This is a genomic window from Mesorhizobium silamurunense (assembly GCF_014843825.1).
Lineage (GTDB): Bacteria > Pseudomonadota > Alphaproteobacteria > Rhizobiales > Rhizobiaceae > Mesorhizobium > Mesorhizobium silamurunense.
This window is the reverse complement of record NZ_JHQR01000075.1, coordinates 80,532-104,181: the sequence shown is the minus strand read 5'-3', so window position 1 is coordinate 104,181 and position 23,650 is coordinate 80,532. Positions and strand designations below refer to the sequence as shown.

Annotated in this window: 35 protein-coding genes and 1 tRNA gene; 21 read left to right on the top strand and 15 right to left on the bottom strand. The window is 61.6% G+C overall.

All coding sequences use genetic code 11. The features are described 5' to 3' along the window. The first annotated feature begins 46 nt into the window (after positions 1–46). Complete coding sequence (locus DH10_RS09720; protein ID WP_210325227.1) at positions 47–1,132, top strand: alpha/beta hydrolase; 1,086 nt, start codon at positions 47–49, stop codon at positions 1,130–1,132. A gap of 106 nt (positions 1,133–1,238) precedes the next feature. After that, positions 1,239–2,402, top strand: coding sequence for an alpha/beta hydrolase (locus DH10_RS09715; protein WP_192253763.1), 1,164 nt, complete (start codon positions 1,239–1,241; stop codon positions 2,400–2,402). A gap of 19 nt (positions 2,403–2,421) precedes the next feature. On the opposite strand, the gene ade is transcribed toward DH10_RS09715, so the two are convergent. Then, complete coding sequence (gene ade / locus DH10_RS09710; RefSeq protein ID WP_192253761.1) at positions 2,422–4,233, bottom strand: adenine deaminase; 1,812 nt, start codon at positions 4,231–4,233, stop codon at positions 2,422–2,424. 163 nt (positions 4,234–4,396) lie between these two features. Between ade and DH10_RS09705 the strand changes: the two genes are divergently transcribed. From DH10_RS09705 to DH10_RS09695, 3 genes are all read left to right on the top strand, one after another. Continuing rightward, positions 4,397–4,609, top strand: coding sequence for a hypothetical protein (locus DH10_RS09705; RefSeq protein ID WP_192253759.1), 213 nt, complete (start codon positions 4,397–4,399; stop codon positions 4,607–4,609). Positions 4,610–4,700: 91 nt separating this feature from the next. Continuing rightward, positions 4,701–5,366: an outer membrane protein gene (locus DH10_RS09700; RefSeq protein WP_192253757.1), complete on the top strand. Its 666-nt coding sequence runs from the start codon at positions 4,701–4,703 to the stop codon at positions 5,364–5,366. 408 nt (positions 5,367–5,774) lie between these two features. Continuing rightward, a tRNA-Leu gene (locus DH10_RS09695) sits at positions 5,775–5,860 on the top strand. A gap of 376 nt (positions 5,861–6,236) precedes the next feature. Here the strand turns inward: DH10_RS09695 and DH10_RS09690 are convergent. The 3 genes from DH10_RS09690 to DH10_RS09680 form a co-directional block, all read right to left on the bottom strand. Further along, positions 6,237–6,422 carry a hypothetical protein gene (locus DH10_RS09690; protein WP_192253755.1) on the bottom strand — a complete coding sequence of 62 codons (186 nt, stop codon included), beginning with the start codon at positions 6,420–6,422 and terminating at the stop codon, positions 6,237–6,239. Continuing rightward, positions 6,419–6,580, bottom strand: coding sequence for a hypothetical protein (locus DH10_RS09685; RefSeq protein WP_192253753.1), 162 nt, complete (start codon positions 6,578–6,580; stop codon positions 6,419–6,421). Before DH10_RS09685 ends, DH10_RS09690 begins: the two co-directional genes overlap by 4 nt. 296 nt (positions 6,581–6,876) lie before the next feature. Continuing rightward, the gene (locus DH10_RS09680) at positions 6,877–7,275 is read right to left on the bottom strand and encodes a hypothetical protein (protein WP_192253751.1); all 399 of its coding nucleotides are present in this window, start codon (positions 7,273–7,275) and stop codon (positions 6,877–6,879) included. A gap of 123 nt (positions 7,276–7,398) precedes the next feature. Between DH10_RS09680 and DH10_RS09675 the strand changes: the two genes are divergently transcribed. The 7 genes from DH10_RS09675 (at position 7,399) to DH10_RS09645 (ending at position 12,249) form a co-directional block, all read left to right on the top strand. Then, complete coding sequence (locus DH10_RS09675; protein ID WP_376774892.1) at positions 7,399–7,626, top strand: helix-turn-helix domain-containing protein; 228 nt, start codon at positions 7,399–7,401, stop codon at positions 7,624–7,626. Between the two features lie 216 nt (positions 7,627–7,842). Then, positions 7,843–8,439, top strand: coding sequence for an NYN domain-containing protein (locus tag DH10_RS09670; RefSeq protein WP_343221496.1), 597 nt, complete (start codon positions 7,843–7,845; stop codon positions 8,437–8,439). A 197-nt stretch (positions 8,440–8,636) separates the two neighbouring features. Next, entirely contained in the window at positions 8,637–8,834 is a 198-nt protein-coding gene (locus DH10_RS09665) for a hypothetical protein (RefSeq protein ID WP_192243576.1), read from the top strand. 29 nt (positions 8,835–8,863) lie between these two features. Next, on the top strand, positions 8,864–9,232 hold the full coding sequence (locus tag DH10_RS09660) for a hypothetical protein (RefSeq protein WP_192243578.1): 369 nt from the start codon (positions 8,864–8,866) through the stop codon (positions 9,230–9,232). A 150-nt stretch (positions 9,233–9,382) separates the two neighbouring features. Next, a complete protein-coding gene (locus tag DH10_RS09655; protein ID WP_192243580.1) occupies positions 9,383–9,571 on the top strand; it encodes a hypothetical protein in 189 nt (62 codons plus the stop codon). 95 nt (positions 9,572–9,666) lie between these two features. Then, entirely contained in the window at positions 9,667–10,323 is a 657-nt protein-coding gene (locus tag DH10_RS09650; RefSeq protein WP_192243582.1) for a class I SAM-dependent methyltransferase, read from the top strand. Between the two features lie 1,038 nt (positions 10,324–11,361). After that, positions 11,362–12,249: a putative sugar O-methyltransferase gene (locus DH10_RS09645; RefSeq protein ID WP_192384629.1), complete on the top strand. Its 888-nt coding sequence runs from the start codon at positions 11,362–11,364 to the stop codon at positions 12,247–12,249. A 261-nt stretch (positions 12,250–12,510) separates the two neighbouring features. Here the strand turns inward: DH10_RS09645 and DH10_RS09640 are convergent, their stop codons facing one another. Next, positions 12,511–12,750 carry a hypothetical protein gene (locus DH10_RS09640; protein ID WP_192243586.1) on the bottom strand — a complete coding sequence of 80 codons (240 nt, stop codon included), beginning with the start codon at positions 12,748–12,750 and terminating at the stop codon, positions 12,511–12,513. 44 nt (positions 12,751–12,794) lie between these two features. On the opposite strand from DH10_RS09640, the gene DH10_RS09635 reads away from it, so the two are divergent. Together DH10_RS09635 and DH10_RS09630 are read left to right on the top strand one after the other, a co-directional pair. Then, positions 12,795–13,028, top strand: coding sequence for a hypothetical protein (locus DH10_RS09635; protein ID WP_192243588.1), 234 nt, complete (start codon positions 12,795–12,797; stop codon positions 13,026–13,028). 152 nt (positions 13,029–13,180) lie between these two features. Next, positions 13,181–13,339 carry a hypothetical protein gene (locus tag DH10_RS09630; RefSeq protein WP_192243590.1) on the top strand — a complete coding sequence of 53 codons (159 nt, stop codon included), beginning with the start codon at positions 13,181–13,183 and terminating at the stop codon, positions 13,337–13,339. Positions 13,340–13,341: 2 nt separating this feature from the next. Here DH10_RS09630 and DH10_RS09625 read toward each other — a convergent pair whose 3' ends face one another. From DH10_RS09625 to DH10_RS09605, 5 genes are read right to left on the bottom strand one after another with little or no spacing between them, the layout of a single operon-like run. Next, positions 13,342–14,007, bottom strand: a complete 666-nt coding sequence (locus DH10_RS09625) for a LamG-like jellyroll fold domain-containing protein (protein ID WP_192243592.1) — start codon at positions 14,005–14,007, stop codon at positions 13,342–13,344. A gap of 1 nt (position 14,008) precedes the next feature. Next, positions 14,009–15,139, bottom strand: a complete 1,131-nt coding sequence (locus tag DH10_RS09620; protein ID WP_192243595.1) for a hypothetical protein — start codon at positions 15,137–15,139, stop codon at positions 14,009–14,011. Then, the gene (locus DH10_RS09615; RefSeq protein WP_192243597.1) at positions 15,129–15,350 is read right to left on the bottom strand and encodes a hypothetical protein; all 222 of its coding nucleotides are present in this window, start codon (positions 15,348–15,350) and stop codon (positions 15,129–15,131) included. The genes DH10_RS09620 and DH10_RS09615 overlap by 11 nt, the downstream gene beginning before the upstream one ends. Further along, on the bottom strand, positions 15,347–15,610 hold the full coding sequence (locus tag DH10_RS09610) for a hypothetical protein (protein ID WP_192243599.1): 264 nt from the start codon (positions 15,608–15,610) through the stop codon (positions 15,347–15,349). The genes DH10_RS09615 and DH10_RS09610 overlap by 4 nt, the downstream gene beginning before the upstream one ends. Beyond that, positions 15,610–15,906 (bottom strand): hypothetical protein, encoded by a 297-nt coding sequence (locus DH10_RS09605; protein ID WP_192243601.1) that lies wholly within the window; start codon positions 15,904–15,906, stop codon positions 15,610–15,612. Before DH10_RS09605 ends, DH10_RS09610 begins: the two co-directional genes overlap by 1 nt. Before the next feature lie 45 nt (positions 15,907–15,951). Between DH10_RS09605 and DH10_RS09600 the strand changes: the two genes are divergently transcribed. Then, positions 15,952–16,281 (top strand): hypothetical protein, encoded by a 330-nt coding sequence (locus tag DH10_RS09600; RefSeq protein WP_192384628.1) that lies wholly within the window; start codon positions 15,952–15,954, stop codon positions 16,279–16,281. Positions 16,282–16,388: 107 nt separating this feature from the next. Here the strand turns inward: DH10_RS09600 and DH10_RS09595 are convergent, their stop codons facing one another. Beyond that, complete coding sequence (locus DH10_RS09595) at positions 16,389–16,586, bottom strand: hypothetical protein (RefSeq protein ID WP_192243605.1); 198 nt, start codon at positions 16,584–16,586, stop codon at positions 16,389–16,391. A gap of 246 nt (positions 16,587–16,832) precedes the next feature. On the opposite strand from DH10_RS09595, the gene DH10_RS09590 reads away from it, so the two are divergent. Beyond that, on the top strand, positions 16,833–17,783 hold the full coding sequence (locus DH10_RS09590) for a hypothetical protein (protein WP_192243607.1): 951 nt from the start codon (positions 16,833–16,835) through the stop codon (positions 17,781–17,783). A 21-nt stretch (positions 17,784–17,804) separates the two neighbouring features. Here DH10_RS09590 and DH10_RS09585 read toward each other — a convergent pair whose 3' ends face one another. Further along, complete coding sequence (locus DH10_RS09585; protein ID WP_192243609.1) at positions 17,805–18,383, bottom strand: NUDIX domain-containing protein; 579 nt, start codon at positions 18,381–18,383, stop codon at positions 17,805–17,807. A gap of 154 nt (positions 18,384–18,537) precedes the next feature. Between DH10_RS09585 and DH10_RS09580 the strand changes: the two genes are divergently transcribed. From DH10_RS09580 to DH10_RS09570, 3 genes are all read left to right on the top strand, one after another. Further along, on the top strand, positions 18,538–19,641 hold the full coding sequence (locus DH10_RS09580) for an NADH:flavin oxidoreductase/NADH oxidase (RefSeq protein ID WP_192243611.1): 1,104 nt from the start codon (positions 18,538–18,540) through the stop codon (positions 19,639–19,641). A gap of 95 nt (positions 19,642–19,736) precedes the next feature. Further along, positions 19,737–20,015 carry a DUF982 domain-containing protein gene (locus DH10_RS09575; protein ID WP_192243613.1) on the top strand — a complete coding sequence of 93 codons (279 nt, stop codon included), beginning with the start codon at positions 19,737–19,739 and terminating at the stop codon, positions 20,013–20,015. Positions 20,016–20,046: 31 nt separating this feature from the next. Beyond that, positions 20,047–20,286, top strand: coding sequence for a DUF2188 domain-containing protein (locus DH10_RS09570; protein ID WP_067328195.1), 240 nt, complete (start codon positions 20,047–20,049; stop codon positions 20,284–20,286). A 70-nt stretch (positions 20,287–20,356) separates the two neighbouring features. On the opposite strand, the gene DH10_RS09565 is transcribed toward DH10_RS09570, so the two are convergent. The 3 genes from DH10_RS09565 to DH10_RS36750 all read right to left on the bottom strand — a co-directional run bounded on the left by DH10_RS09565 (position 20,357) and on the right by DH10_RS36750 (position 21,789). Further along, positions 20,357–20,641 carry a hypothetical protein gene (locus DH10_RS09565; RefSeq protein WP_192243616.1) on the bottom strand — a complete coding sequence of 95 codons (285 nt, stop codon included), beginning with the start codon at positions 20,639–20,641 and terminating at the stop codon, positions 20,357–20,359. A 172-nt stretch (positions 20,642–20,813) separates the two neighbouring features. After that, positions 20,814–21,134: an alpha/beta fold hydrolase gene (locus DH10_RS36755; RefSeq protein ID WP_246505814.1), complete on the bottom strand. Its 321-nt coding sequence runs from the start codon at positions 21,132–21,134 to the stop codon at positions 20,814–20,816. 244 nt (positions 21,135–21,378) lie between these two features. Then, positions 21,379–21,789, bottom strand: coding sequence for an alpha/beta fold hydrolase (locus DH10_RS36750; protein WP_246505815.1), 411 nt, complete (start codon positions 21,787–21,789; stop codon positions 21,379–21,381). 126 nt (positions 21,790–21,915) lie between these two features. Between DH10_RS36750 and DH10_RS09555 the strand changes: the two genes are divergently transcribed. Then, positions 21,916–22,656, top strand: a complete 741-nt coding sequence (locus tag DH10_RS09555; RefSeq protein ID WP_192243618.1) for a competence/damage-inducible protein A — start codon at positions 21,916–21,918, stop codon at positions 22,654–22,656. Between the two features lie 105 nt (positions 22,657–22,761). After that, positions 22,762–23,595, top strand: a complete 834-nt coding sequence (locus DH10_RS09550; RefSeq protein ID WP_192243620.1) for a universal stress protein — start codon at positions 22,762–22,764, stop codon at positions 23,593–23,595. Positions 23,596–23,650 lie beyond the last annotated feature (55 nt).

The following is a 23,650-nucleotide window of genomic DNA, read 5'->3' as shown; positions in this document are numbered from 1 at the left end:
CCGGGAGGTTCGCGAGGGGGGATGGCCAATTGGGGCAGGAGCGGATTTGTTCGACGTGCATGTGAAGACGCTTTTGATCATTGCCCTGGCTCTGTCGATCGCAGGCTGCGCAGGGCGGCAGACACAGGAAATTCTGGGCAGCGTCGTCGTACCGACGACGGCGACCGAGATTGCCGGCAATCACTCGATCTTCATCACCACCACCCGCAAGCGCTCCGACGATCCGAACAAGGTCTTCGACGGCGAACGCTCGGCGACGCTGAACTATGCCCGCGTCAACGTCACGGTGCCGCCGGTCCACCAGACCGGCCAGATCGAGCGGCGCTCGCGCGGCAAGTCGAACGACCCGACCAAATATTTCATGGCTTCCGAGGTCGTCGGCTACGACACGCAGCCGAAATTCGCTGGCGCGCTCAACGCCGATATCGATGCGCGTGGCGGCCGCGTCATGGTCTTCGTCCATGGTTACAACACAGGCTTCGACGACGCCGTCTACCGGCTGACCCAGATCGTCCACGATTCCGGCTATCCCGGCACGCCGGTGCTGTTCTCCTGGGCTTCAGGCGCCAAGACCACCGACTATGTCTATGACAAGGAAAGTGCCGCCGCCGCCCGCGACCAGCTGGAAGTGACGCTGAGGATGCTCGCGCAGACAGGTGCGCGGCGCATCGACATCGTCGCGCATTCGATGGGGACCTGGGTGACGATGGAGACGCTGCGCCAGATCGCCATCACCGGCGACCGCGACCTCGGCGGCAAGCTCGGCGACGTCGTTCTGGCCTCGCCCGACATCGATGTCGATGTCTTCAAGAGCCAGATGCGCCGCTACGGCAAGCCCGACAAGCCCTTCATCCTGCTCCTGTCGGACGACGACCGCGCGCTTCGGCTTTCCGGCCTGATTGCCGGCTCACGGCCGCGCGTCGGCGACTACAGGGACGCGGCCGATCTCGCCTCCTATGGCGTCACGGTCGTCGACCTCTCCAAAGAGAAGGGCAGCGACAGCTTCAACCACACCAAATTCGCCGACAACCCGGTGCTGGTGAAGATGATCGGCCAGCGGCTGCGCGAGGATGATGGCTTTGCCAGCGACCGCGACGTCACCGACCGCATCAGCCAGCTCGCCACCCAGTAACCGTGTTCACGCGGTTGCTGGCCTGCACCGACTTTGAACTGGACCGGGCTCGGCTCTGGCTTTATCGAAGTGGCAGGAGAGGTTTGCCGCCCTTGGGGGACCCCGGGTGATCGTGCGTTCGAAGATCGTCCTTGGCCTTGCCTTTGCGCTTGTCCTGTCGGGCTGCGCCGGGCGGAGCGCGCATGACCTGCTCAGCCGGACGGCCGTTACGGTCCCCGCATCGGACATAGCGGCCAAGCACGGGATCTTCGTCGCCACGACCCGCCAGCAGGCGACCAAGGACCCGCGGCAGGTTTTCGATGGCGACCGTTCGCTGACCACCAGCTATGCCCGTGTCGATGTCACGGTTCCAAAGATCCATCAGGTCGGCGCGATCGAGCGCGCCAAGGGTTCGGCCGACAGCAATCCGGCCAAGCAGTTCACCGCCACCGATGTCGTCCACTACGGCGACGCTTCGCAATTCGCCAAGGCGGTCGGCGCCGATATTGCCATACGCGGCGACCGCGCCCTGGTCTTCGTGCACGGCTTCAACAACGGCTTCGACGATGGCGTTTACCGCCTGACGCAGATCGCGCACGACACGAACTATCCGGGCACGCCGGTGCTGTTCTCGTGGGCATCGAGCGCCAAGACGACCGGCTACATCTATGACAAGGACAGCTCCACCGCCGCGCGCGACGACCTCGAGGCGACGCTGAGGATGCTTGCCAAGTCACGCGCCAAAAGCATCGACATAATCGCCCATTCGATGGGGACCTGGCTGACGATGGAAGCTTTGCGTCAGCTCGCCATCACCGGCGACCGCGATCTCAACGGCAAGCTCGGCTATGTCATCCTCGCCTCGCCCGACATCGACGTCGATGTCTTCAAGAAGCAGATGATCCGCTACGGCAAGCCCGACAAGCCGTTCGCCATCCTGCTCTCGGGCGACGACCGGGCGCTCAAGCTGTCCAGCTTCATTTCCGGCGACAAGCCCCGCGTCGGCGACTATGGCAACGCGGCTGATCTCGCCAATTACGGCGTGACGGTTGTCGATCTGACCCAAACCAAGGGCGGTGACCAGTTGAACCATGCCAAGTTCGCCGACAATCCGATCCTGGTGCAGCTGCTCGGCAATCGCTTGCGTACGCCTGCCGGCCTTGCCTCCGATGAGCCCGATCCGACGCAGCTCAATAATATCGGCCAGGGTCTCGGCAAGGCGGTCGGCTCGGTCGCCGAGGTGGTCATCACCACGCCGTTCAAGGTGCTGACCATCGCCACCGGCGGATGATCAGCTGACGCCGCCCCGCTCACACAAATAGATCGACCTTCTGGAACGTCGTCACGTCGACAAGGCCGACGTCTGAGATCCTAAGCTCCGGGATAACCACCAGCGCCAGCAGCGAATGCTGCATATAGGCGTTGTTGAGCGAGCAACCGACCTTGCGCATCGCCTCGGTCAATTGCTCGGCTTTGGCCGCGACGATCTCGGCGCGTTCGTCCGACATCAGCCCGGCGATCGGCATCTCGACCAGCGCCAGTTCCTTGCCTTTGGAATAAAGCACGACGCCGCCGCCAACCTCGCCCAGCCGGTTGACCGCTAAAGCCATGTCCTCCTTGTTGGTGCCGACGACGATGATGTGGTGAGCGTCATGCGCCACGCTCGAGGCCATGGCGCAGTCGTCCATGTAGCCGAAGCCAGAAACGAAGGCGTTGGTGACGCCGCCCGTGCCCCTGTGGCGCTCCACCAGGGCAATCTGGCAGATGTCGTTGCGGCGGTCCATGGCGACCAGCCCGTCCTCGACCGGCAGGTCGGCCTCCAGCGCCCGCGTCGGCGCCTGGTTCTCGATCACGCCGATCACCCGCGCCCGCACCTCGTTGGCGCCCTGAGGTGCGGCGATGTCGAAATCCGCCGCCTTGAGCCTCTTGCCGAGCTTGACCGTATTCTTCGCCGTCTGCGGATAATCATAGGCCGGAATGTCGATCTCGAGCTTGCCGGCCTTGGCCAGCCTGACGCCGCGGCCATAGACCTCGTCTATTGCCATCTGGGCGAGATCGGAGACGATCAAAAGATCGGCCAGCCGACCGGGCGCGATCGAGCCGATCTCGCGCTCCAGCCTGAAATGCTGGGCGGTGTTGAGCGTCGCCATCTGGATCGCCGTCACCGGCTTCAGGCCCTGGCTGATGGCGTGCCGCACCACGCGGTCCATATGCCCTTCATGCACCAGCGTGCCGGAATGGCTGTCGTCGGTGCACAGGATGAAATTGCGCGGATCGACGCCGCCTTCGGTGACCGCCTTGATCTGCGCCGCGACGTCGTACCAGGCGGACCCCAGCCTCAGCATCGCCTTCATGCCCTGGCGCACGCGCGCGATCGCGTCCTCCGCGCGCGTGCCTTCATGATCGTCCTCGGCGCCGCCGGCGACATAGCCATGGAACGGCAGGCCGAGGTCGCGCGAGGCATAGTGGCCGCCGACCGTCTTGCCGGCCTTGATCGTCTCGGCGATCTCGCCCGACATCACCGGATCGTTGGCGGCGACGCCCGGAAAGTTCATCACTTCGCCAAGGCCGATGATGTTTTCCCAGGTCATCGCCTCGGCGACGTCGGCGACCGTAAGCTCGGCGCCGGCATGTTCCAGGCCGGGCGCCGAAGGTACGCAAGACGGCATCTGCACATGCACGTTGATCGGCATCGCGACAGCCTCGTCATGCATCAGGCGGACGCCCGGCAGGCCCAGCACATTGGCGATCTCGTGCGGGTCGATGAACATCGAGGTGGTGCCGTGCGGGATCACCGCGCGGCAGAATTCCGTCACCGTCACCATGCCGCTTTCGACATGCATGTGCGCGTCGCAAAGGCCTGGCACCAGATAGCGTCCGCCGGCATCGACCACCTTGGTCCCCTGCCCGATCGCGTGGCCGGCATTCGGCCCGCAATAAGCGAAGCGCCCGGCGGCAATCGCAATGTCGGTGCCGGGGATGATCTCGCCCGAATGGACATTCACCCACCGGCCGTTGCGGATCACGAGATCGGCGGGCTTGCGCCCCATCGCGACGTCGACCAGATGCGTCGCCACCTCGGTCCAGGGCTTGGGTTTTGTTGGATTGGTGCGGCTCGCCATGACGGACTCCTGTTTGCCCGACTGTGCCAAGCGGGCGCGGTTTTGACCAGTTGGCAAAACTGGTTTGTTTTTAAGGCAGACCCAGTTCTCGATATCTCTCCTCCGGCAGGGCGAAAATCGCGTAGACTGAGCGCTCAGGCTGCCGTTCGGGGTGCAAAAAGAGATGGCACAGGCGATCCGGTTGGCAATTTTCGTGCTGTCGGCATGTTGCGCCGGCCTGGCCTTCTTCACCTTGCATTCGCTCTGGGCATGGGCCGTGCCGATCGCCATCTTCATCGCCGGCTCGTTACTTGCCGAGTACGCTTTCAGCCATCTGGCCTCGCCCGAGGAGAAACAGCGCGATCTGGAGGATCGCGTCCGCAACCCGCCGACGTAAACCACTGTTGCAGGAATACAATTCCGTTTCCGGGCGAATAACGCTAGGTTGCGCCGAGGAGTTTTTCGAAACCGCCATTTCGGAGCGCTCGATGGGTCGCCTGACGCTTGCCAGTGCCGGCTTTTTCGCCTTGCTGTCCGGGTCGACCTTGGCCGCGGACGCAGGCGCCGACCTGCCCATGACCGCGCCAGGCTTCGACTGGACGGGTTACTATGCCGGCCTCCAGGCCGGCTATGGCTGGGGCTCCTCCGACATCTCCGGCACCGAAGGCGAGCCGTTCGCTGCCTCGCCCGATCTCGACGGCGGCTTTGTCGGCGGCCATGTCGCCGGCCTGTGGCAGTTCAGCCAGGCGGTGATCGGCGCGCGGGCCGAGCTCAACTATTCCTCGACCGACGGTTCGGCCCTGCTGGGCCCCGGAAATTCTGTTGGCACCGACATCAAATGGTTCGGATCGGTCAATGCCGAGGCCGGCTTGGCGGTCGATCGCTGGCTGATCTACGGCGTTGGCGGCGTCGCCTTCGCCAGCATCGAGACGTCGCAAGAGGCCGGACCCAGCTTCGCCAAGACCCACACAAGCGCCGGCTGGACGATCGGCGCCGGGGTCGACTACGCGCTGAGCAACAATATCGTCGTTGGCGCGCAATACCGCTACTACGATTTCGGCAAGGAGCATTTCGACGTCCCGGACGACTTCTCCGACCGCGACCAGGACGTGAAGCTGCACACGCTGGGCGTGAACTTCAGCTACAAGTTCTGAGAGGAATGAAGGCCGGCGCCCGCAGGGGGCGGGGGAATGGGTAGGGCCTGATAGACGCCGGCCTCGGCAGATCAAATCTGCCACGTGAATAATCTAGCGTATGCCTCCGGAGGCGTAATTCCGCGATCGCGCCACTATCCAGGATCAGCCGAAGCGATCTTTCCGGCTGGCGTTGCCTGAGGCCCTCTTCCAGCCGTCCCAGGCGGGCTTTTTGCCATCGCAAGTGCGCATTCAGGCGGGATGTTGGCTAGAAAAATGCCGATAAGCTCGGTTCGGATAGTCTCCCATGTCTAACACCGCCAATTGACGCTGCAGCGCCGGTTTTACGCTGTCGTGCTTCACGGAAGGACAGCATGCCCTCAAACATGGCTTGACGGCTTCCGGCTGGCATCTGAAAAGGGCTCGCCTGCGGACGTGGCGGAATTGGTAGACGCAAGGGACTTAAAATCCCTCGATCTCTGATCGTACGGGTTCGATTCCCGTCGTCCGCACCACGTTGAAATTCCTAGACAATTCGCCTCTCACCCTACGTCGGGGCTACCCTAGTAAAAGCTGACGTGGGTAGCCGTATGGGTAGCCGAGACACCAGAAACGCCCGAGACGAAGCCGATGTTGAAGCCTGGGGGAATCGCCATCGCGCTAATGGGAAGCGCCCGCTACGTTGCCGCAGCGAGCGCTCCAGTGGCCCCGTTGCCCCTCGACGGCAAGACGGTACGCCTCGCTTAGCTGGATAATAAGCTCGCGCCGGTTGAGGCTCTGCATATTCAAGCTGCGTGACTTTTGTGCCACATAAGAAAGCCCGCCACCGTGAGGCAGCGGGCCAATGTGATTTGTGCGGGTTCTTCTGCAACCCGCACAATCGGTGCACCTTCACCCGTTCATTTCGCGGGCATTGGCAAGAGCGTTCAGCCCTTCACTCATTGCGATGGCATTGGCATCATCGAAGCGCCGCCTGAATTCGGAAGCGACCTCCCGCAATTTCGCAGGAGTCAATCGCCGCAGCAGATGCAGGAATTCTGCTTCGTCGCTGTCGGGCATTTCGGGCACCGTGCTCATAGCGACACCAGCACTTCCTGCGACTGGAGATCGTCGCTCCACATGATCGTTTCGCCATCGGCGACAAGCTCTGGCTCGTCGCCCGCGTCCTGCTCGCCATCGAAGAAAGCGGTATCGGCAACGCCCGCCGCCAGCGCATGCTCTTGGTTGACCGTCACAGTCCAGCCGAGCGAGGCCTCGTGCTCGTCGCCACTGTCCTCCAGGTCCGAGTCGTCCCCTTCGCGTCGTCATCTGAGCCGCCGGCAACTGGCCCGCGTTCTGTCCAGCCCAGATAGGGTTCACCGTCGGCGGTGTCCTCCAGATCGCAATCGGCCTCCATGAGATCCAATGCGGTGATCAGCGACATGGCGCGGTCTAGTAGGTCGTTCAGGCGTTTCTCAACGGAATTGGCGCCATTGGCGAGGATCGACGCCTGCAGGCATGCCGTAGGGCTTTAGAACGGGCGTGTGGGCGTTCATGACCTTGCCCCCGTCAGAGCGAGGGCGTGGACGTAGAGCGATGTTTGTTCAACATCGAGAATGCCGCTGACCAGATACTGAGCGGCGAACTCCACAGGCGTCCTTGCCGGCGCTGCCAGCATGGTCGCCTCAATGACGGCCATGGCGTCGAAGATCCGGGAGCGCTCGTCTGGCATGTCGTCATCAATCGAAGCATTCAGGCCCTGCCATTGGCGCAGTAGGCTCATGACGTGGTCGTCTGTGCCGGCAGATGGTAGCGCCGCCGCAGCCGTCCCTACGGCGGGAACAGACGCTATGGCGCCAAGCAGGGCGCGGCGGGAAAACCGCCCGACGATGATGGTAGGCTGGGCAGCGGGCATGGCTTCGCCGGCGGCCGGAACATGGGTGTTCGGCATGATTTCGTCCTTTCAACGAAAAGCGTTTACCATTCTTGTAAAGCGTTAAACTAAACAAGTGTCAACGAAATTCGTTTGTGGTAGACGGTTTTCGCGGAACAGGAGATGCAGCAGGAAATGTCTATGACGCCTTCACAGTCGCGAGCAGCACGAGGCCTGATAGACTGGTCGCAGCAGGAGTTGGCCGGCCGATCCAACCTCAGCGAGAGCACAATTCGCGATTTCGAAAAGGGGCGCCGTGTCCCGTCAGTCAACAATCTGGCGGCAATGCGCGCTGCTCTCGAATCCGCTGGCGTCGAGTTCATCCCCGAGAATGGCGGGGGCGCTGGGGTGAGGCTGAGGAAGGTGTGATTTCTGCGCTGGCCTGACAAAAAATAAGGGGCCTTAAACGCGAAACCCCAAGCCGGAGCCTGGGGTGTGCTAGGGACGTATCCCGTCGCGGTGATAGCGTTTATGTGATTGAGTCCGGCTAAAAAGTCAAGGCGGGGAAACGTGCCTATTAGGTCCGCGCTTTATGTCGACGGGTTCAATCTTTACCACTCTGTAAAGGACCTAAACGAGGATTTCTTGAAGTGGTGCAATCTTTGGCGGCTCGGGGAAATCATCATCCCTTCCGTCTCAGAAAAGCTTGTAAAAGTTGTTTTTTGCACCGCCTACTACCCTGGAGATCCACAAAAGCGCTGGCGGCATGAACAGCTTATGAACGCTCTGCGAAATGTCGGCGTCGATTGCGTGATGGGCCACTACATTCATGAGGAACGTGATTGTCGAGAATGTGGTCGCGTCTGGCAACAGCCGAACGAAAAGGCGTCTGACCTCAATCTTGGCCTGTCCTTGATCACCGACGCCTGGAATGACGTTTTTGACCGCGCCTACCTGCTCACTGCCGATTCCGATCAGGCGGCCACAGCTCGATTCCTCCGCGAAACCTTCAAAGAGAAAAAGTCATTGGTGACTGTCTCGCCGCCAGGCCGAAATTTCTCTGCGAATATCACACAATTTAGCGAGGGGCGCATAGCGTTGACGAGGGAGCATATAGAGCGGTCTGTTTTCCCGGCCACCATAATGGGTAACGGCCCTCCTGGTCGTCGGCCACGCGAATATGATCCACCTGCCGATTGGGTCCATCCCGACAATCGACCACAGAAAAAGGCCGAGGCTTGATAAGCAGATTCCTCTTGCTCTGGTGGTACGTCGTGCTCGCATTCGCTGCGATCGCAAATCCACTCGTTGCAATCTTTCAACTCTATCGCGGCGATCTAGTTGGAGGAGCATTCTTTACAGCTTTCACCGCAGCATCGTGGCTGGTGGCGCGCAATGTGCTTCGTGACGTGCGAATGTGGAGAAGGAGGACGTAACAGATGGTCATTCCGTATCTTTCAATTGTCACGAGCCTCGTCGCGGCAGGGCTGGGCATCAGAGCGGCAACCATCCCTATCAGGGACAGCATAGACGACATGATGCCTGACATCGGCCGACGGGGAAAATGGGCCAGCTGGGCAGCGGTCGCGGCTGGCGTGTCGGTGGTGTTGCAAGCACTGGATAGGCTTTGGCAGTAGCCGTTTACATCGCCGCAATCGGCGCCGTGATGCTCGCCGGCGCGGTCTGGTCCTTTCGCCGCGGTCGCTTGGTCAGATCCGCGGCCTGCCTGCTGATGGCCGCCGTGTGCGTCTATGCGTTGATGCTTGCGCCGGCTCGCTCAGAGCCAGCGCTGACCCTGATCGCACGTTGCGAATTCTTCCTGCAAACGATGATGTACCGTCGCGGCCTGATCTACCGGCCGACCAAAGCGACCGAGCGAGCCGATCCGCCGGTCGTCACAGTCGAGTTCGAGACGCGGAACCGGGCGCACGCACCAGGCCGATCGGTTATCGGCACCTGCGAATTTGCTCAGGATCATCGGCATATCTCGTTCATCACCTTGGATGGATTGCGCGCCCAGATCGTATACGACTAGGCCCAAGCGGAGGCCCGCCAGCGCGCGTTCTGTCTGGCCGCTGTCCAACACGGGCGATGTGCTTCCCGCGCTCTGGCGCTTCCCGCTGGCCTGAATTTTTGCTTTCCTACGGCGCTCACGGCAATGCTGATACGAGAGGGAGGAGACGCGATGGCTAGGGAAGCCGACTATCAGGATGACGACATAGTGGTCATCTCGCGCAACCCCCTTGTAGGCAAATTGCTGCTGATCACGGAAGACGACGAAGAGATCGATCTTCATCTTGAGAGGGATAGCGCCGAAGCGCTGATGAGCGCGCTGGGTGCCTTCCTGATGGAGGGCGCGATCGGCCCCTTATAGCAACCCGCCAGCGGGAAGCCCGCTTGCGCGCGCCTCCTTTGCCTTTGACGGGCGATCCCTCTAAAATGTGCAGAAGAAAATAAGGGGAAAGGCTTATGACTGAGCCTGACGCTGCGCACGAAGCAATCGTCGATACGTGGCGTGGTTTTGGCGCCTCTGATTATGAGTACTTTGAGCGGTACGAGGATCCTGAGCTGCTGGCTTGGTTTTGGGCACCGGCGAGCCGCTTTCGCAAAGCTTTTGAGCGATATTTGGATTTGGATGATGTGCTTGAGATAGCCAGCGGTGCTGGACGCCATTCGGCGCAGATCGTGGGCCGCTGCAGGCGGCTGACGTTGATCGATACTTCAGTCGACGCCACCGCATTAGCCAGGAAACGGTTTTCAAGCGCTTCTCATGTGACCGTGACGCTTTCGCCGGACGGCAAGAGTCTACCATTTGAAAAGGGGCGTTTTTCCTCTGTTTTCAGTTACGACTCGATGGTTCATTTCGAACCGCTGACCGTGGCGTCGTACATCATGGAAGTCGCCTCCGTCTTGAAGCCGAGGGGGCGAGCCGTCCTTCATCATTCGAACTACTCGGAAAATCCAACCGGAACATTCAAGGAAAATCCCGATTGGCGGAACTTTATGCCAAAGGGATTTGTCGAGCATGTTAGCTCGCGTGCCGGGCTGACCATCATCGAACAGCAGGCGTTCCCCTGGAATGGGAATAGCGAAACTGACGCTCTCACTGTCGTGGAGAAGGTTTAACGGCGCGAGGACACGACCTTCGCCGCCCACCTCGCTGTGCGCATTCGGCCTCCGCTTATCTGGCGTCGCCGCATGGTTTGTGAACACTATTTTAATCGCCTTGCCCAGTGCGATCTGGTTCTATCTGCGCCGCGACTTCATCGGCATGGCCCCCTGTCGCAGGCTTGGCTCTCTACGTGCTGCTCAGCTAGCCCGTCTTAGGCTCGGCTCTGGAGGCCGCGCGTCTGCTCGGCCGCAAAGTGGCTCCGCTTATCTGGCGTCGCCGCATGGTTTGTGAACACTATTTTAATCGCCTTGCCCAGTGCGATCTGGTTCTATCTGCGCCGCGACTTCATCGGCATGGCCCCCTGTCGCAGGCTTGGCTCTCTACGTGCTGCTCAGCTAGCCCGTCTTAGGCTCGGCTCTGGAGGCCGCGCGTCTGCTCGGCCGCAAAGTGGTAGCGCGTCAAGGCTTCCCGCTCGCGCTCGCGTTCCAGCCGGATAGATTCTCTCGGGCAACTGCTGCCAGTGATCTCAGTCTCGGCTGGGGCTCGCCTACGTTTCAGCCCGGCGACCGTGGCTGGGTGGCGGGTTTGGCCGCCGGGCCAAGCCGGAAAACGGGGTTAGGTTCGCCGGCCGGTGAGGTTTATAGGCCAGCTTGCGGCGCTGCCAACTTGGCAAAACTAGGGTGTTTGGCTTGCTCTATTCACAAATTGGATGAGCCCAGAGTCGCGACCCGAAGTATGCCTGCCCTGTTCCGATTCCGAGCCCCCGCCGGTTAGGTCCGGCGTCCACTGGCCTACCCCGCCAGAGCGCCGGGCCGCTCCCGTTTCAGGGGCAAGCCGTCCAGCCCTTGCGCTTATCCGGCGTCGCCGCATGGTTTGGCAATTACTAAATATGAAGCCCGCTGCCAAAGAGCCGGGTGCAGCGGGCCTCATTTACAGCCGGAGAGAGTGGGGGGAAACGCAAGATTGAGGTCCATGGCGGTTCCTTTCCGTGATCGCGGAATTTGTGTTTTCAGCTTGTTTGAAGCATTGTCCGCGCGGGGAGATTGCGCAGCATGAGGGAACGGTTCGGAGATCGCGGCGCTGAAAGCTTCAGCACCACGCTGCCGGCAATGATCGAGGAGATGAAGGCGGCGCCCGAGGCGATGCAGCCCTCGAAGTTCTGGCAAGACCTGAACCGGCGGCATGCCGAGCGCATGGCATCGACCGGGATCGCAAATTTCAAGCGGACGCTGGCCAAGGACTATTTTACTTGGATGCGGGTCCTGCCCTGGGACCCGCAAATCCGTTTTCTGATCGGCCACCTGCCGCCCGCAGCGTCACTCCGGGCCGCGCTTGGTGTCATGTCGCCGTTAAAGCATCGCCATATTCCGTTGTTCGAGGGCTTCGCCCTGAACTTTCTCACCCGGCTCGTCTGGCAATATGCCGGGCAGGAATGCCCGGAAGAGATCGCGGCCCTGTCGGAGCCATCCGTCGGAAACCCGCCGGCCATCCGCATCGGCGGAAGACTTGTTTCCCAGGATCTTGCCAATTCAATCCTGGAATACAAATCGGTCGAGCCGGTCGCGACAGGGACGATCTGCGAGCTCGGTGGCGGCTACGGCCGAACAGCGTTCGTCATTGCCTCGCTGCGTCCGACCGTCAGATACATCATGGTCGATATCCCTCCGGCTCTCGGGGTCGCCCAGGAATATCTCTGCCAGGTGTTTGCTGACAGAAGCATTTCCGCTTTCGTCCCTTCGGCAATTTTGAAACCGTTCGCGACGAATTCGAGGCGTCCGCGCTTGCCTTCCTATTGCCTCATCAACTTAAACTTCTGCCGGATTCCACCGTCGATCTTTTCGTCAACATCTCATCGCTGCACTAAATGCGGCTCGACCAGATCGAGTGCTATCTGTCGGAAATCCACCGCCTCGTTCGCCCGCAGGGACATTTTTACCTGAAAGCCTGGCAAGTTTCGAAAATCCCGTTCGAAGGGATTGTCATCCGGGAGAGTGACTACCCATTGGAACGATGGGATCGCGTCTATCGCCGGCTTCCGAAGGTCCAGGCGAGCTTCTTTGAAACCTTGCTTCGGAAACCGAAAAATTGACACGCCCGCTCATGCGCTCAGTGCCGGAGCAACACTTGCGGCAAGTATTCGGCCGGGCATGACTGGGGAGGTGGGGATGCTCCGTCTGATAGGCACAATAGCATCACTGGCTCTATTTTGCGGTGCAGCGGCGGCCGAAGAACGATCGTGCGAAATGCTCGGCACCTTGCTCTCTAACGGCAACTGTCAGGATGGCGACATAGCCAAGATTGCCGGCATTCGCGCTGACGATGTCCCAGACGCGATCCAAACCTATTGCGACTTCGGTTCCCAAATCCTGACCTTGCCGGACAAAGGCGTAATGACCCAGATTTCGGGCCAGTCTCAGTATGTGGTGCTCTGCAAGTTTCATGAGCGACCGTCTGCACCGAAGAACTAATAGCAGGAAAAACCTTAATGGCTGCAAACAAAGAGCACTGGAAAGCTTTCCGAGCGGAGCTGAGCGAATCGCTTGAAAACGAACGCCGGTTCATTGCCACGGCCGAGGCTGGCCAGACGGGAATTTGGCAAGTTGAGCCAGGCAAAGGAAAGGTCGACACTACTGCGGCGCATATTGCGCAATCGAAGCGAGCAGTTGAGGTTCTTGCCGGACTAATTGCCAAAATCGACCAAGACCATTTGGCCGAGTGAGCCCTGTCCCGCTCTACATCTACCGCCGAAGCGGAAGACTCCGCTGGTGGATAAGCCGACATAGCGAGCATAAGCGGTCGCTAAGAACTGGTGCGAAGACGCCATAAGGGTGGGGATTCACATCCGCCGCGTTCCGATCTAGAATCTTCGGCATGGAAGCGATCTTTGATGACCTTTCCAGTGCTCTCAGGGAGCCACGCGCAGACGTTTCGGCTGCTGTCCGCGCCTTTGCCCTAGACATTGCCGGCAAGCTCTTCCTGGGCATTGCCATTGGCCTTGGCGTCGCCATCGGGCTGGCCATCGCCGGCTGATCTTAGACAGATCCACCAATGACGCGCGGATGGTCAGTTACCGACGTACCTGTCACGCTGCTGGCCAGAGTGTCTCTGAGTTCATGAATGTCTCGGACAAGTGGCGCATAGGCCACTGTCAACGATGTGGGCCGGATCGTGCTCGGCGCATAGCCTTTCGCCAGCGCTGCTATCTCATCGCTGGTTAAGTTCGTTGACCAATATCCGATCTCTGCGATTTCCCCGACGTAAGCTGACCAAAATCCGTTTAGTTGGCTGCACGCAATGGAATAGGTAGGCGTGAGGTTGTTTCCCCAATTGCTTGAGGAATTGCCGGAGACCTCGGAGACGCCGTCAATAAACAGAGCGTTGGCCTGTCCGCTGCTTCTGTTGAAATTGAAAGCGACATGACGCCAATTTCCGTCATTCAAGTTGGATGTGGAAATCAGCGTGATACCTGCCGGGGTGGACGAGGGGTAGCCGACCGCAGTCAGTTTGTTCGCTGTATTGTTCAATAATATCCCGAAGCCCAACCGGCTGCCGGTGCTCCAATGCGACATCACAGAGACATTGGACGTGGTTTGGGTTGTCTTCAGCCAAAACGCAAAGCAGCCCACTGAGGGCTGGGCAGGCGTTGCTGTCCTCGACCAGGAAAATTGATCCGTGCCGCCGGCATTGCTCCTCGCCATCTCACTGCCCCACCATCATGACGCGCAGCAACTCGGCATCACCGGTCGCTGTGTCGTTGGTGACATCGCGCTCGATCTTCAGCCGGAACGCTTCGCCAGCAGCCAGGTTGTCCATATCGTCAGGCGATGACCCGCTGCCGATGTTGACGCTCATCTTCAGGACTTGGCCGCTGGTGCCGGGGACAGTCGTCGCGGTAATCGTCTGGGTGGCCGAAAAGCTGTCGCCGTCGATATCGTGGCCCGATGCATTGATGCGCTCGATCGAGACAAGCCACCCCACCGTTCCGCTCGTAGCCGAAGTGAGCGCGCACCAGACAGAAACCGTCAGGCCGGCGCCGGCATAATCGGCTGGTAGAACTCCGGTGAAGATCGCCGCTTCCTGGGTGGTGGCGTCGAAGTCCAGGCAGGGATGCCCGTTGCGGCTGTCCAACGTCGCGTAGTTGCTTGTCGGCGGCTCATTGACCAGAGGAGACCACTGTAGCTGCCAGGCGCTACCGCTGCCGCCACCGCCAGATACCGCCGCCCAAATGGGATTGAGTCCAGCTCCTTGTGTTTTGAGGTAGTAGCCGCTGGTTCCAGCCGCCAGCCGCCGCCACTGAGCCGGCGAGCTGTTGTCATAGTAGAGGATGTCGCCGGCTGAGGCTCCCTGGAAGGCGTCGATAGACCAAACCGAACCACCGCCGGAAACTGTAATGTCGCCCCTGTCGCCGTCGCTGACGCCGATCGCTCCGGTTGACGATGCCGTGAACCCGTAAAGCCCTGGAGATGAACCGTTGGTATAACCGATGAATATCTCGCCCGGTGCGACGGCCTTGGTCAGCGCCGTCTCAGGGGAACCACCATCGGTGCTTTTCAGCGTGACGGTATATGTCGCGTCGCTGTTGTGGAACTCGAAGGGTCGCTTGATGGCTGGGAGAATGAGCGTTCGGGCAGCCGAGAGTGCAGCGCTCGGCTTGAAGATCATCGCGGAGCGGTATTGTGTCGAGTTCAGCGTGACATTGCCGGCCGAGAAGTCGACGGAATAAGTATCACCAAAGGCATTGCCCAGAGCGGCATCAGCGTCATTGCTCGTTTGCCATTGCCCGTCGGCCTGGCCATCTGCGATCACTGGAAAATTGAGATCATGCGCCATCGGCGAGGCCCTTTAGTTCGCGCTCAGCAAGCGCCATTGCGAGCTTCAAGACTTCCTCGCGATCGAAGCCCAAGGCCTGGCATTTCGCTTGGAATCGCGTGAACTCCAGCACGACGGGAAAAAGCCGGCTGGGCTGCTTGCAGCCAGGTTCGAACATCGCCGGATCGAAGAGGATGCTAAGGCTATCCATCGTTTCCCTTTCTTGGGTCATTTCGACGTCTCCAAAAGCGCCCGTTGCAGCTCGACCGCTTGCTCGTACGATTGGTCGAAAAGGGTGGTCCTAGAATTGGGCGGACGTTCGGGATCACAGCCGAGCGGTTCGATATCGCGCGGCAACGGACTCATTTCCCATGGTCGCAAGCTCAGGGCACGATGCAGGGCCAGGTAGTCATTTGCCTTGAATGCTTCGACCGCCGCCTGCGAGATCCTGCGTTTCACATTTCTGTTTCGTGGTGTGCGTTTCGTCGGCATCAGGGTGCTCCGAACTCGCGATAAGCCGCCGGTAATTGCTGAGTGTCGGTCGGTGTCCATTCGGCTATGAAGCGGGCACCGAAGCGCTTCCAGGCATCCGCCATTTGCTCTTTGAATGCAGCTCGTGCCGCCGGCATTTCCGCCACAGGAACGATCCGGTTTACCGGGTCGACGATGCCGAACTCGCTTAATTCATTGAAGCCATCGTTTCCGGTCTCGAATGCCTCTCGCCATGCCTTGTACTCGGCATTGCCGCCGATATGCCGGCGCCGGATGGGGCTTCGCTTTGTCGCCATCGCTCAGCCTCCATAACCGGGACCGGCAGGGCGGCCGGGCCCGCCATGGAGAGGTTCCAAATCCAAGCCAAGCCGCGCCAAGGTTCTGATGCAGAGGCTCCGCGCTGCCGTTTCGTGCTTCAGCCCCGGATGATCCTTCAAGCCTGCTTTCGTGCGGATGACAGCGCCATCGGCATCGATCTGCGCCTTCAATGCCTCCGCCCGATCGAGCGCCTGGCACGCGGTGACAAGGAACTCGATGCCGGCAGCATCTTCGATGGCGTATTGAGCAACTACCGAACGCCAGAGAGCCATGCCGTGCTGGCCGAGCGGCCTAGGTGGCGCGCAGGTCAAAGGCGGGTTGTCGGCAACGAGTTTCAGATTTTTAGGCACTAGGGTTTTGTCCTTTGAATGTTTTCCTCAATTTCATGCGCGAAAGGGGACCAGACCGGTCTCCGAGGGGATCGACCTTCGGACGAGATGGCCCCCCGGGGTCTGCATGGTCATCCGATCGGCCTCCAACCATCAGGACGAGCGGCGGCGCGCCATTCATCGTGGTTCAGGCTGTTCTCATCGATCGGCATGGGCAGAGTGTCGAATGACTGCATCCACATCGCATCATCGATATAGCCGCAGAGCGCTATGGTGCGGTTGTCCTCGCACAGCACGACATCAATCTGATCAAACGCTGGTGCTGGCATGCGCCTTCTCCATCTTCTCGACTGCACCGCGCTTGACCGCGAGCTTCCACACCATTGGCGCGTCGTTTGGGCGGACGCCTCTGCTCCGGATCTGAGCGTGCCAAAGACCGCCTTGGTGGCTCACGAAGTCGCCTGGCTGGTACTGCGCTTCACTGCTTCATGCGCCCTGGTATGGCAGGCCATTCGCTTCGGCCAACGCTGGTGTCAGCGACAGCAGGAAGTTGGCGGATACGGGCCGCCTTTCTCTTGGCAGGCGCTTTTGCGACTGCTGCGCTGCTTGTCCTCTTTTTCCCCCAATGCTCGGGTGGACCGCTTGCCGGGCTGAGCGACTACGTACGCGACAATTGGCTTTCGCGCGTCGGGCAGGAACACAGCGCCTTCCTCAGCCCGGACTTTTTGAGCTCCGGCCGTTTCGCCAGGTTTTCTTTGGCCATTCTGGGCGCGGCCGCGACATGCAGCTTGGCCCTGTTTGACACAAGCAGAAGGCGCACCTGGATAGTCCTTGCGCTTTTTTCCACAGTCGGGCTCCTGCTGGGGCTGCTCTATCTGCGATACTTCCGCTTTTTCCCGCTCTTTGTTGCCCCCGGCCTAGCCCTGCTCATTTACCAGGGCTTACCAGCCCGGCTGGCGCTAGGGCGCTATTTCGGCACCAAGTCCAACGACGAATTGCCGGGCGTCTCTGTTCTTGCAGCTCCCGGAGTGGCGATTATCGCCATTCTTTTTGTGGGGCATCTGGTTTGGCCTCCCCGGGAAACGAAACTTCTCGGCATCGATATCGCCAAGGCCTGCGAGAAAGCCGGCGCCGGTCCGCATTTCGTCTGGCCGGATGGCGCGCGGCTGTTCGCACCTCCCAACATCGGGGCCGCCGGTTTGGGGTCTCCTGTCGGGCTCGACGTCGTGGCCGTCCCTTTTCACACATCGGCCAAGGGCATTGAGCGCGTCCTGCGATTTTTCGATCCGGCTACGCCCGATCCGGCGCGGCTGCTTGACGAAACCAAGGCCACCCATGTTGCGGTCTGCCGCGTGGAGGAGAGAACACTCCGGTCGGTCGAAGCTCAATTTCCGTTGGCCAGCCGATTGGCCACGGGAAAGCCACCAGACTGGCTGGCGGAGTGTCCCGTTGCGGGCCCGCTGCGCATCTATCGATATTCGGCGGCGGGCGGCCCTTCCGGCCAATGCCCTGTCGCGGGCCAATGAGCCGTAATGCGGTGACGCCTGTCAGGGCGTGATCGGGTTCAATTTCAGATGCTGGACCAGGATGATGGTCTTGGCGTCGACGATACGGCCGTCGGCAATGCCGGCCAGCGCCTCGTCGAGCGGCATCTCCAGAACCTCGATGTCCTCGCCTTCCTCCGGCGCTCCGCCGCCATCGGAGATGCGGTCGGCCGGTGAATAGCGCGCAGTGAAGAACCAGAGCCGTTCCGTCACGCTGCCGGGGCTCATATAGGGCGCGAACAGCCGCTCGACGTCCTTCAGACGATAGCCGAGCTCCTCTTCCGCTTCCTTGCGGATGCAGGTTTCCGGATCGTTTTCGTCGAGCAGGCCGGCGCAGGCCTCGATCAGCGGCTCGCGATGGCCGGTGGCATAGGCCGGATAGCGGAACTGCCGCACCAAAAGCACCGTCGAGCGTTGCGGATCGAAGGGCAGGATCACCGCGCCGTCGCCGCGGTCGTAGGTCTGCCGGGTCTGCGTTTCCCAGCGCCCGTCGCGGCGGCGATAGTCGAGCACCGTCTTCTTGAGCACCGCCCAGTCGTCGGACAGGACTTCTTCAGAGCGGATACGGACGCGATCTTCCATGGTGAACTCCGTGCTGCCGGCAAGCGTTATCGGCGAACTGGTGCCTGCGCAATCCTGGAAACCGACTGGTCCAGCAAGACTTTCACCGGCTCGTGTCTGGCGCGAAATGCCGCGGCTGCCTAGATAGCGGTATCTCTCCCAGGAGCCCCGTCTCATGACATCATCGCTTTTCCAGCCGATCACCCTCGGCGGCCTCACCTTTCCCAACCGCATCGCGGTAGCGCCGATGTGCCAGTATTCGGCCGAGGACGGGTCCGCCAGCGACTGGCATCTCCACCACTGGATGAACCTGGCCATGTCCGGCGCCGGCATGGTGACCGTCGAGATGACCGACGTCGAGCGGCGCGGCCGCATCTCGCATGGCTGCCTTGGTCTCTACTCCGATGACAACGAGGCTGCGGCCAAGCGCACGCTCGATGCCGCCAGGCGCGTCGGCGCGCCCGGCACCAAGTTCGGCGTCCAACTCGCCCATGCCGGCCGCAAGGCCTCCAACAGGAAGCCTTGGGAAGGCGGCGGTCCCCTGCAACCGGGCGAGGATCCCTGGCAGACCGTTTCGGCCTCGGCCATCGCCTATGACACCGGGTGGAATGTACCGCACGCACTGGACGAGGGAGAGATAAAGCAAGTCATCGGACGTTTCGCCGAGGCGGCCGCGCGGGCCGAGCGCGCCGGCTTCGACTTCATCGAACTCCACGCCGCTCACGGCTATCTGATCTTCCAGTTCCTGTCGCGGCTCTCCAACCAGCGCACCGACCGCTGGGGCGGCTCGCTGGAAAACCGCATGCGCTTCGCCGTCGAAATCGCCAGGGCTGTGAAGCAGGCCGCACCGGGCCTGATGCTGGGGGCGCGCCTCTCGGTGAAGGAATGGGTCGACGGCGGCTTCGAGGTCGAAGAAGCGATCGAAGTGGCCAAGGCACTGAAGGCGGAAGGCGTCGCCTATCTCTGCTGTTCCAGCGGCGGCAATTCGCCATTGCAGAAGCTGCCCAGCGGTCCCGGTTACCAGGTGCATCTGGCGGAAGCCGTGCGCAAGGGCGCCGACATTCCGACGCGCGCCGTAGGCCTGATCGACGATCCCAAGCAGGCCGAGACGATTTTAGCCGATGGCCGCGCCGACATGGTGGCGCTGGCGCGCGCCTTCCTCGCCGATCCGCGCTGGGGCTGGCGCGCGGCGGCGACGTTCGGCGAGGAAATCCGTCCGGCGCCGCAGCTGGCGCGCTCGGTGACGACGATGCAGCACTGGATGAAGGCGGCCGGCTGAGCGGCTGTTTCCATAGGTGACGCAGGGGCTGAGACCTTTGGGCGCAGGCGCCCCGCCACGATTGCAACCAAATTGGCCGTTTTGCGTTGGCGGCCATGACAGACAGCAAGCCGTTTGAAAAGCCGGTGGTGGTCGAGCTCGGCCATGTCGGCAAATATCGCCAGATCCGCAGCACCCGCGAAGCCGCCGAGTGCCTGATGACCGTTTGGCCGCTCAATCGCGGCCAGCGGCATCGTGATGCTCTCGACACTTGCCTCAAGGCGCTGGAAGGTTATCGTTCGACGGCGGACGCACGCCGCGCGTTGATCGAGGCAGCCGAGGAATCTGAAGTGTTGGTTCCCGAAGACAGGTTGCCTGACGAAAAGCTGCATTGAGCAAGCAAGGGCTTCTCGACCGGAGGATTCCATGGCGAAACTGACTTACAAGATCGTCGAGCATGACGGCGGCTGGGCCTACATGGTCGGCTCGACTTTTTCAGAAACATTTCCCACCCGCCAGGACGCGCTGCGCGCGGCTGAAATTGCTTCGGCCGAGCAACAGGTCGCCGGCACCACGGACGGCATCCAATATGAGGATTCCGAGGGTGTCTGGCATGACGAACTGGCCGACGGCCGCGACCGGCCGCAGACCGAAGTTTCCGATTAGTTTTTTACGGCCGCGCCGCGACCGACCATGCCCCTGCCTTCATGCCGGCCGCTGGCGGACGCGTCGGTTATTATTTGCCGCAGTACTGGTCGTTGACATTCTGCCCGGAATTGGCGTCGGGTCCGGGCGTATCCGAGGCGCACGGACCGATGGCCCCCGGATTGCCGAGGCTGTTAAGGCCGGTGGCTTCGCTGCTCGAAGAGATACTGCCTGTGGTGTAAGGATCGACTGGCACCCGCTCGCTCGAGACCGGACGATCATGGTGCCACCACGACCACACGTCCGAGGACTGCGCCATTGCCGAGGTTGCCATGCCCAGCGTGAGCACCGAGGCTGCAAGAACTTTCATAACCATTGGATACTCCATTCGGTTGATCGCCTAGATTTTGATGGCGACACGAATGAAACCCTGGGTTGGGTGCAAAAGTTCCAAGAGAAAATCGGCATGCAGCAGAGCCGCGCGACACGTTTGTGTGACGAGGCCGTGAGCCGCCGGAACGTTGGGCTGGTCCTATCGTCCTCGAAATTCAGGTCACGCCGGCGAACGCACGTGTGGCGATGCGTTGGATGAAGGCGACCACGCGTTCCGGTTCCGCGAATTGCGGCATGTGCCCCAGCCCTTGGACCCGTTCGAAGTCGAGCTGCTTGATCCTGCCCGGCATCGGATCGCCATGCGCCGCGATGCCGATGACCCGGTCATCCGCGCCGAACAGAATGCCTGCCGGCATCACGATCTCGCCATAGCGCCGCTCCAGGCGGCCGAGATCCTCCTCCACTGCCACGAAATCGGTCGAGGTCGCATGGAAATGAGCAGGCCGCAGCCCGAGCCACCCGCCTCCGGCGATCATGTAATCCCCGGGCACGGCTTGCGGCGCGAAGATGAATTTTCATCGTCGGCTCCGCATATTTCAGGCTGGCCGGTATCGCTACCGTACGGGCCAAGACCCGCCGCCACAGGCGCGAGGGAACATAAAGCAGGTCGAATTTCCGGCGCACCCTCGCTTCCAGATGCGTCAGCGGCGCGAGCAGCGCGATGCCGGAAATCGCAGTCGGATGCTCGATCGCGAGCGCAAGCGCGATGGCGCCGCCGAGTCAATGGCCGACGATCAGTGGCCTTTCCAGCCCAAGCTCCTCGATGAAACGCCGCACCACTTCCGCCTGTTCGGGCAGACGGCCGCCCGCCCCGCCTGCCCGCACCGAATATCCCGAGCCCGGCCGGTCGAGAGCGATCAGCCGGTAGCCGGCGCCGAAGCGTCCGAACAGCGTATGCCGGAAATGGTGGAGCTGCGCGCCGAGGCCGTGCAGGAAGACGATCGGCCTGCCCTCGCCCGCTTCGACATAGTGGATGCGGTTGCCGTCGATCTCGACGAACTTGCCGCAAGCCGGTACCAGCCTTTCGGCCCTGGCCGCGATCCACCATGTTGCAAGCATGAAGCCGAGCACGACAACAGCCGCCGCAACGATCAGGCCGCCGATCAGCCACGACAAAACCGATATCAGCATCTTCCACCCCAGCCGGACCGGCGCACCTTACCCGCAACCGTCTCTGCCACAAGAGCCCGGCCTGCCTGCGCATTGCAGCCGGCTGGCCGCCGCGTTATCTCAGGCGACTTGCAGCCGGAGTGAGCCATGTCTGAAATTGTTACCGCTGCCATGCTCGTCATCGGCGACGAGATCCTCTCCGGCAGGACCAAGGACAAGAACATCGGCCATCTCGCCGATATCATGACGGCGATCGGCGTCGATCTGAAGGAAGTGCGCATCGTTCCCGATGAGGAGGACGAGATCGTCGCCGCCGTCAACGCGCTGCGCGCCCGCTACGTCTATGTCTTCACCACCGGCGGCATCGGCCCCACGCATGACGACATCACCGCCGATTCGATAGCCAAGGCCTTCGGCGTGCCTTGCGAATACGATGCCAAGGCCTACGCCATGTTGGAGGCAAGCTTTGCCGAGCGCGGCATCGAATTCACCGAGGCGCGCAAACGCATGGCGCGCATGCCGCGCGGCGCCGACCACATCGACAATCCGGTATCGATCGCGCCGGGCTTCCGCATCGGCAACGTTCACGTGATGGCGGGCGTGCCGTCGATCTTCCAGGCGATGCTCGACAATGTGGTGCCGACGCTGAAGACCGGCACCAGGATGCTGTCGGCTACGGTGCACTGTCCGTTCGGCGAAGGCCTGATCGGTGGACCGCTGGCCGACATCCAGAAGGCGCATCCCGACACCATCATCGGCTCGTACCCGAAATATGGCGACGGCAAGTTCTGGACCGAGCTCGTGGTGCGCGCCCGCGGCGAAGCGGCTCTCGAGGCCGCGCGCAGGGACGTTGAGGTCATGGTGGCGGGCCTGTCGGCCGCGAGCTGATCCCGGAACCAGAAGGCGCGCGCCGACGTTTCTGGCACGGCACTTCATGCCGGCCATTTTGATGGCCGGAGGCGCGCTTGCGCCGACAAATTTGAGGGATCTGTCATGCGCTTCAAGACGATCGTCGCCATTCTGCAGAATGAACAGGACGCCGAGCGCGTGCTCGACTGCGCCATCCCGCTTGCTGAGCGGTTCGAGAGCCATCTCGTCGGCATCCATGCGGAAGCGCTTCCGGTCCCCTATACGTCGGCCACTGGTTTCCCCGACACGGAATTCCTGCAGGTCTCGGCCGAGATGAACAAAGAGCGCGCCGACAAGCTGCGGGCGGTCTTTCTCAGGCGCATCGAGGATTCCGGCCTGTCCTTCGAGTGGCGCAGCCTCGAAAGCTTCTCCGGCGACAGCGCGCTGACCGGCATTTCGAGCGTGCGGGCGGCTGACCTAATCATCGCCGCGCAGCGCGATACCGGAGGCGATCCGGGCGCAGATGTCGACACGCTGGTCTACGACGCAGGGCGGCCGGTGCTTGTCGTTCCGCATGCCGGGCCGCTCGTCACCACCTTCAGGCGCGTGCTGCTCGCCTGGAACGGCAGCAAGGAGGCGGCTCGCGCCGCATTCGACGCCCTCCCCTTCATCAGCGAAGCGGACAAGACCGACATTCTCGTCATCGATCCGCCGGAGACGCTCGACGAGGCTCCCGAGGCGGCGGGTGCCGAGATCGCGGCTGCCTTGTCACGCCACGGCGCCAATGTCAGCGTTTGCGTGCAGAAATCGGGAGGAAACTCGGTCGACGACATCATCCAGGAGAGGATCGCCGAATCCGGCGCCGATCTGCTGGTGCTCGGCGCCTACAGCCATTCCTGGCTGCGCCAGCTTCTTTTCGGCGGCGTCACCCGCACAGTGCTGCGCACGGCAAACGTAGCGGCCTTCCTGTCGAGATAAGTCCACAGCCATCACTGGATCCCACCCTTGCCAAGGCTGGCGCTTTCCGGCTAAT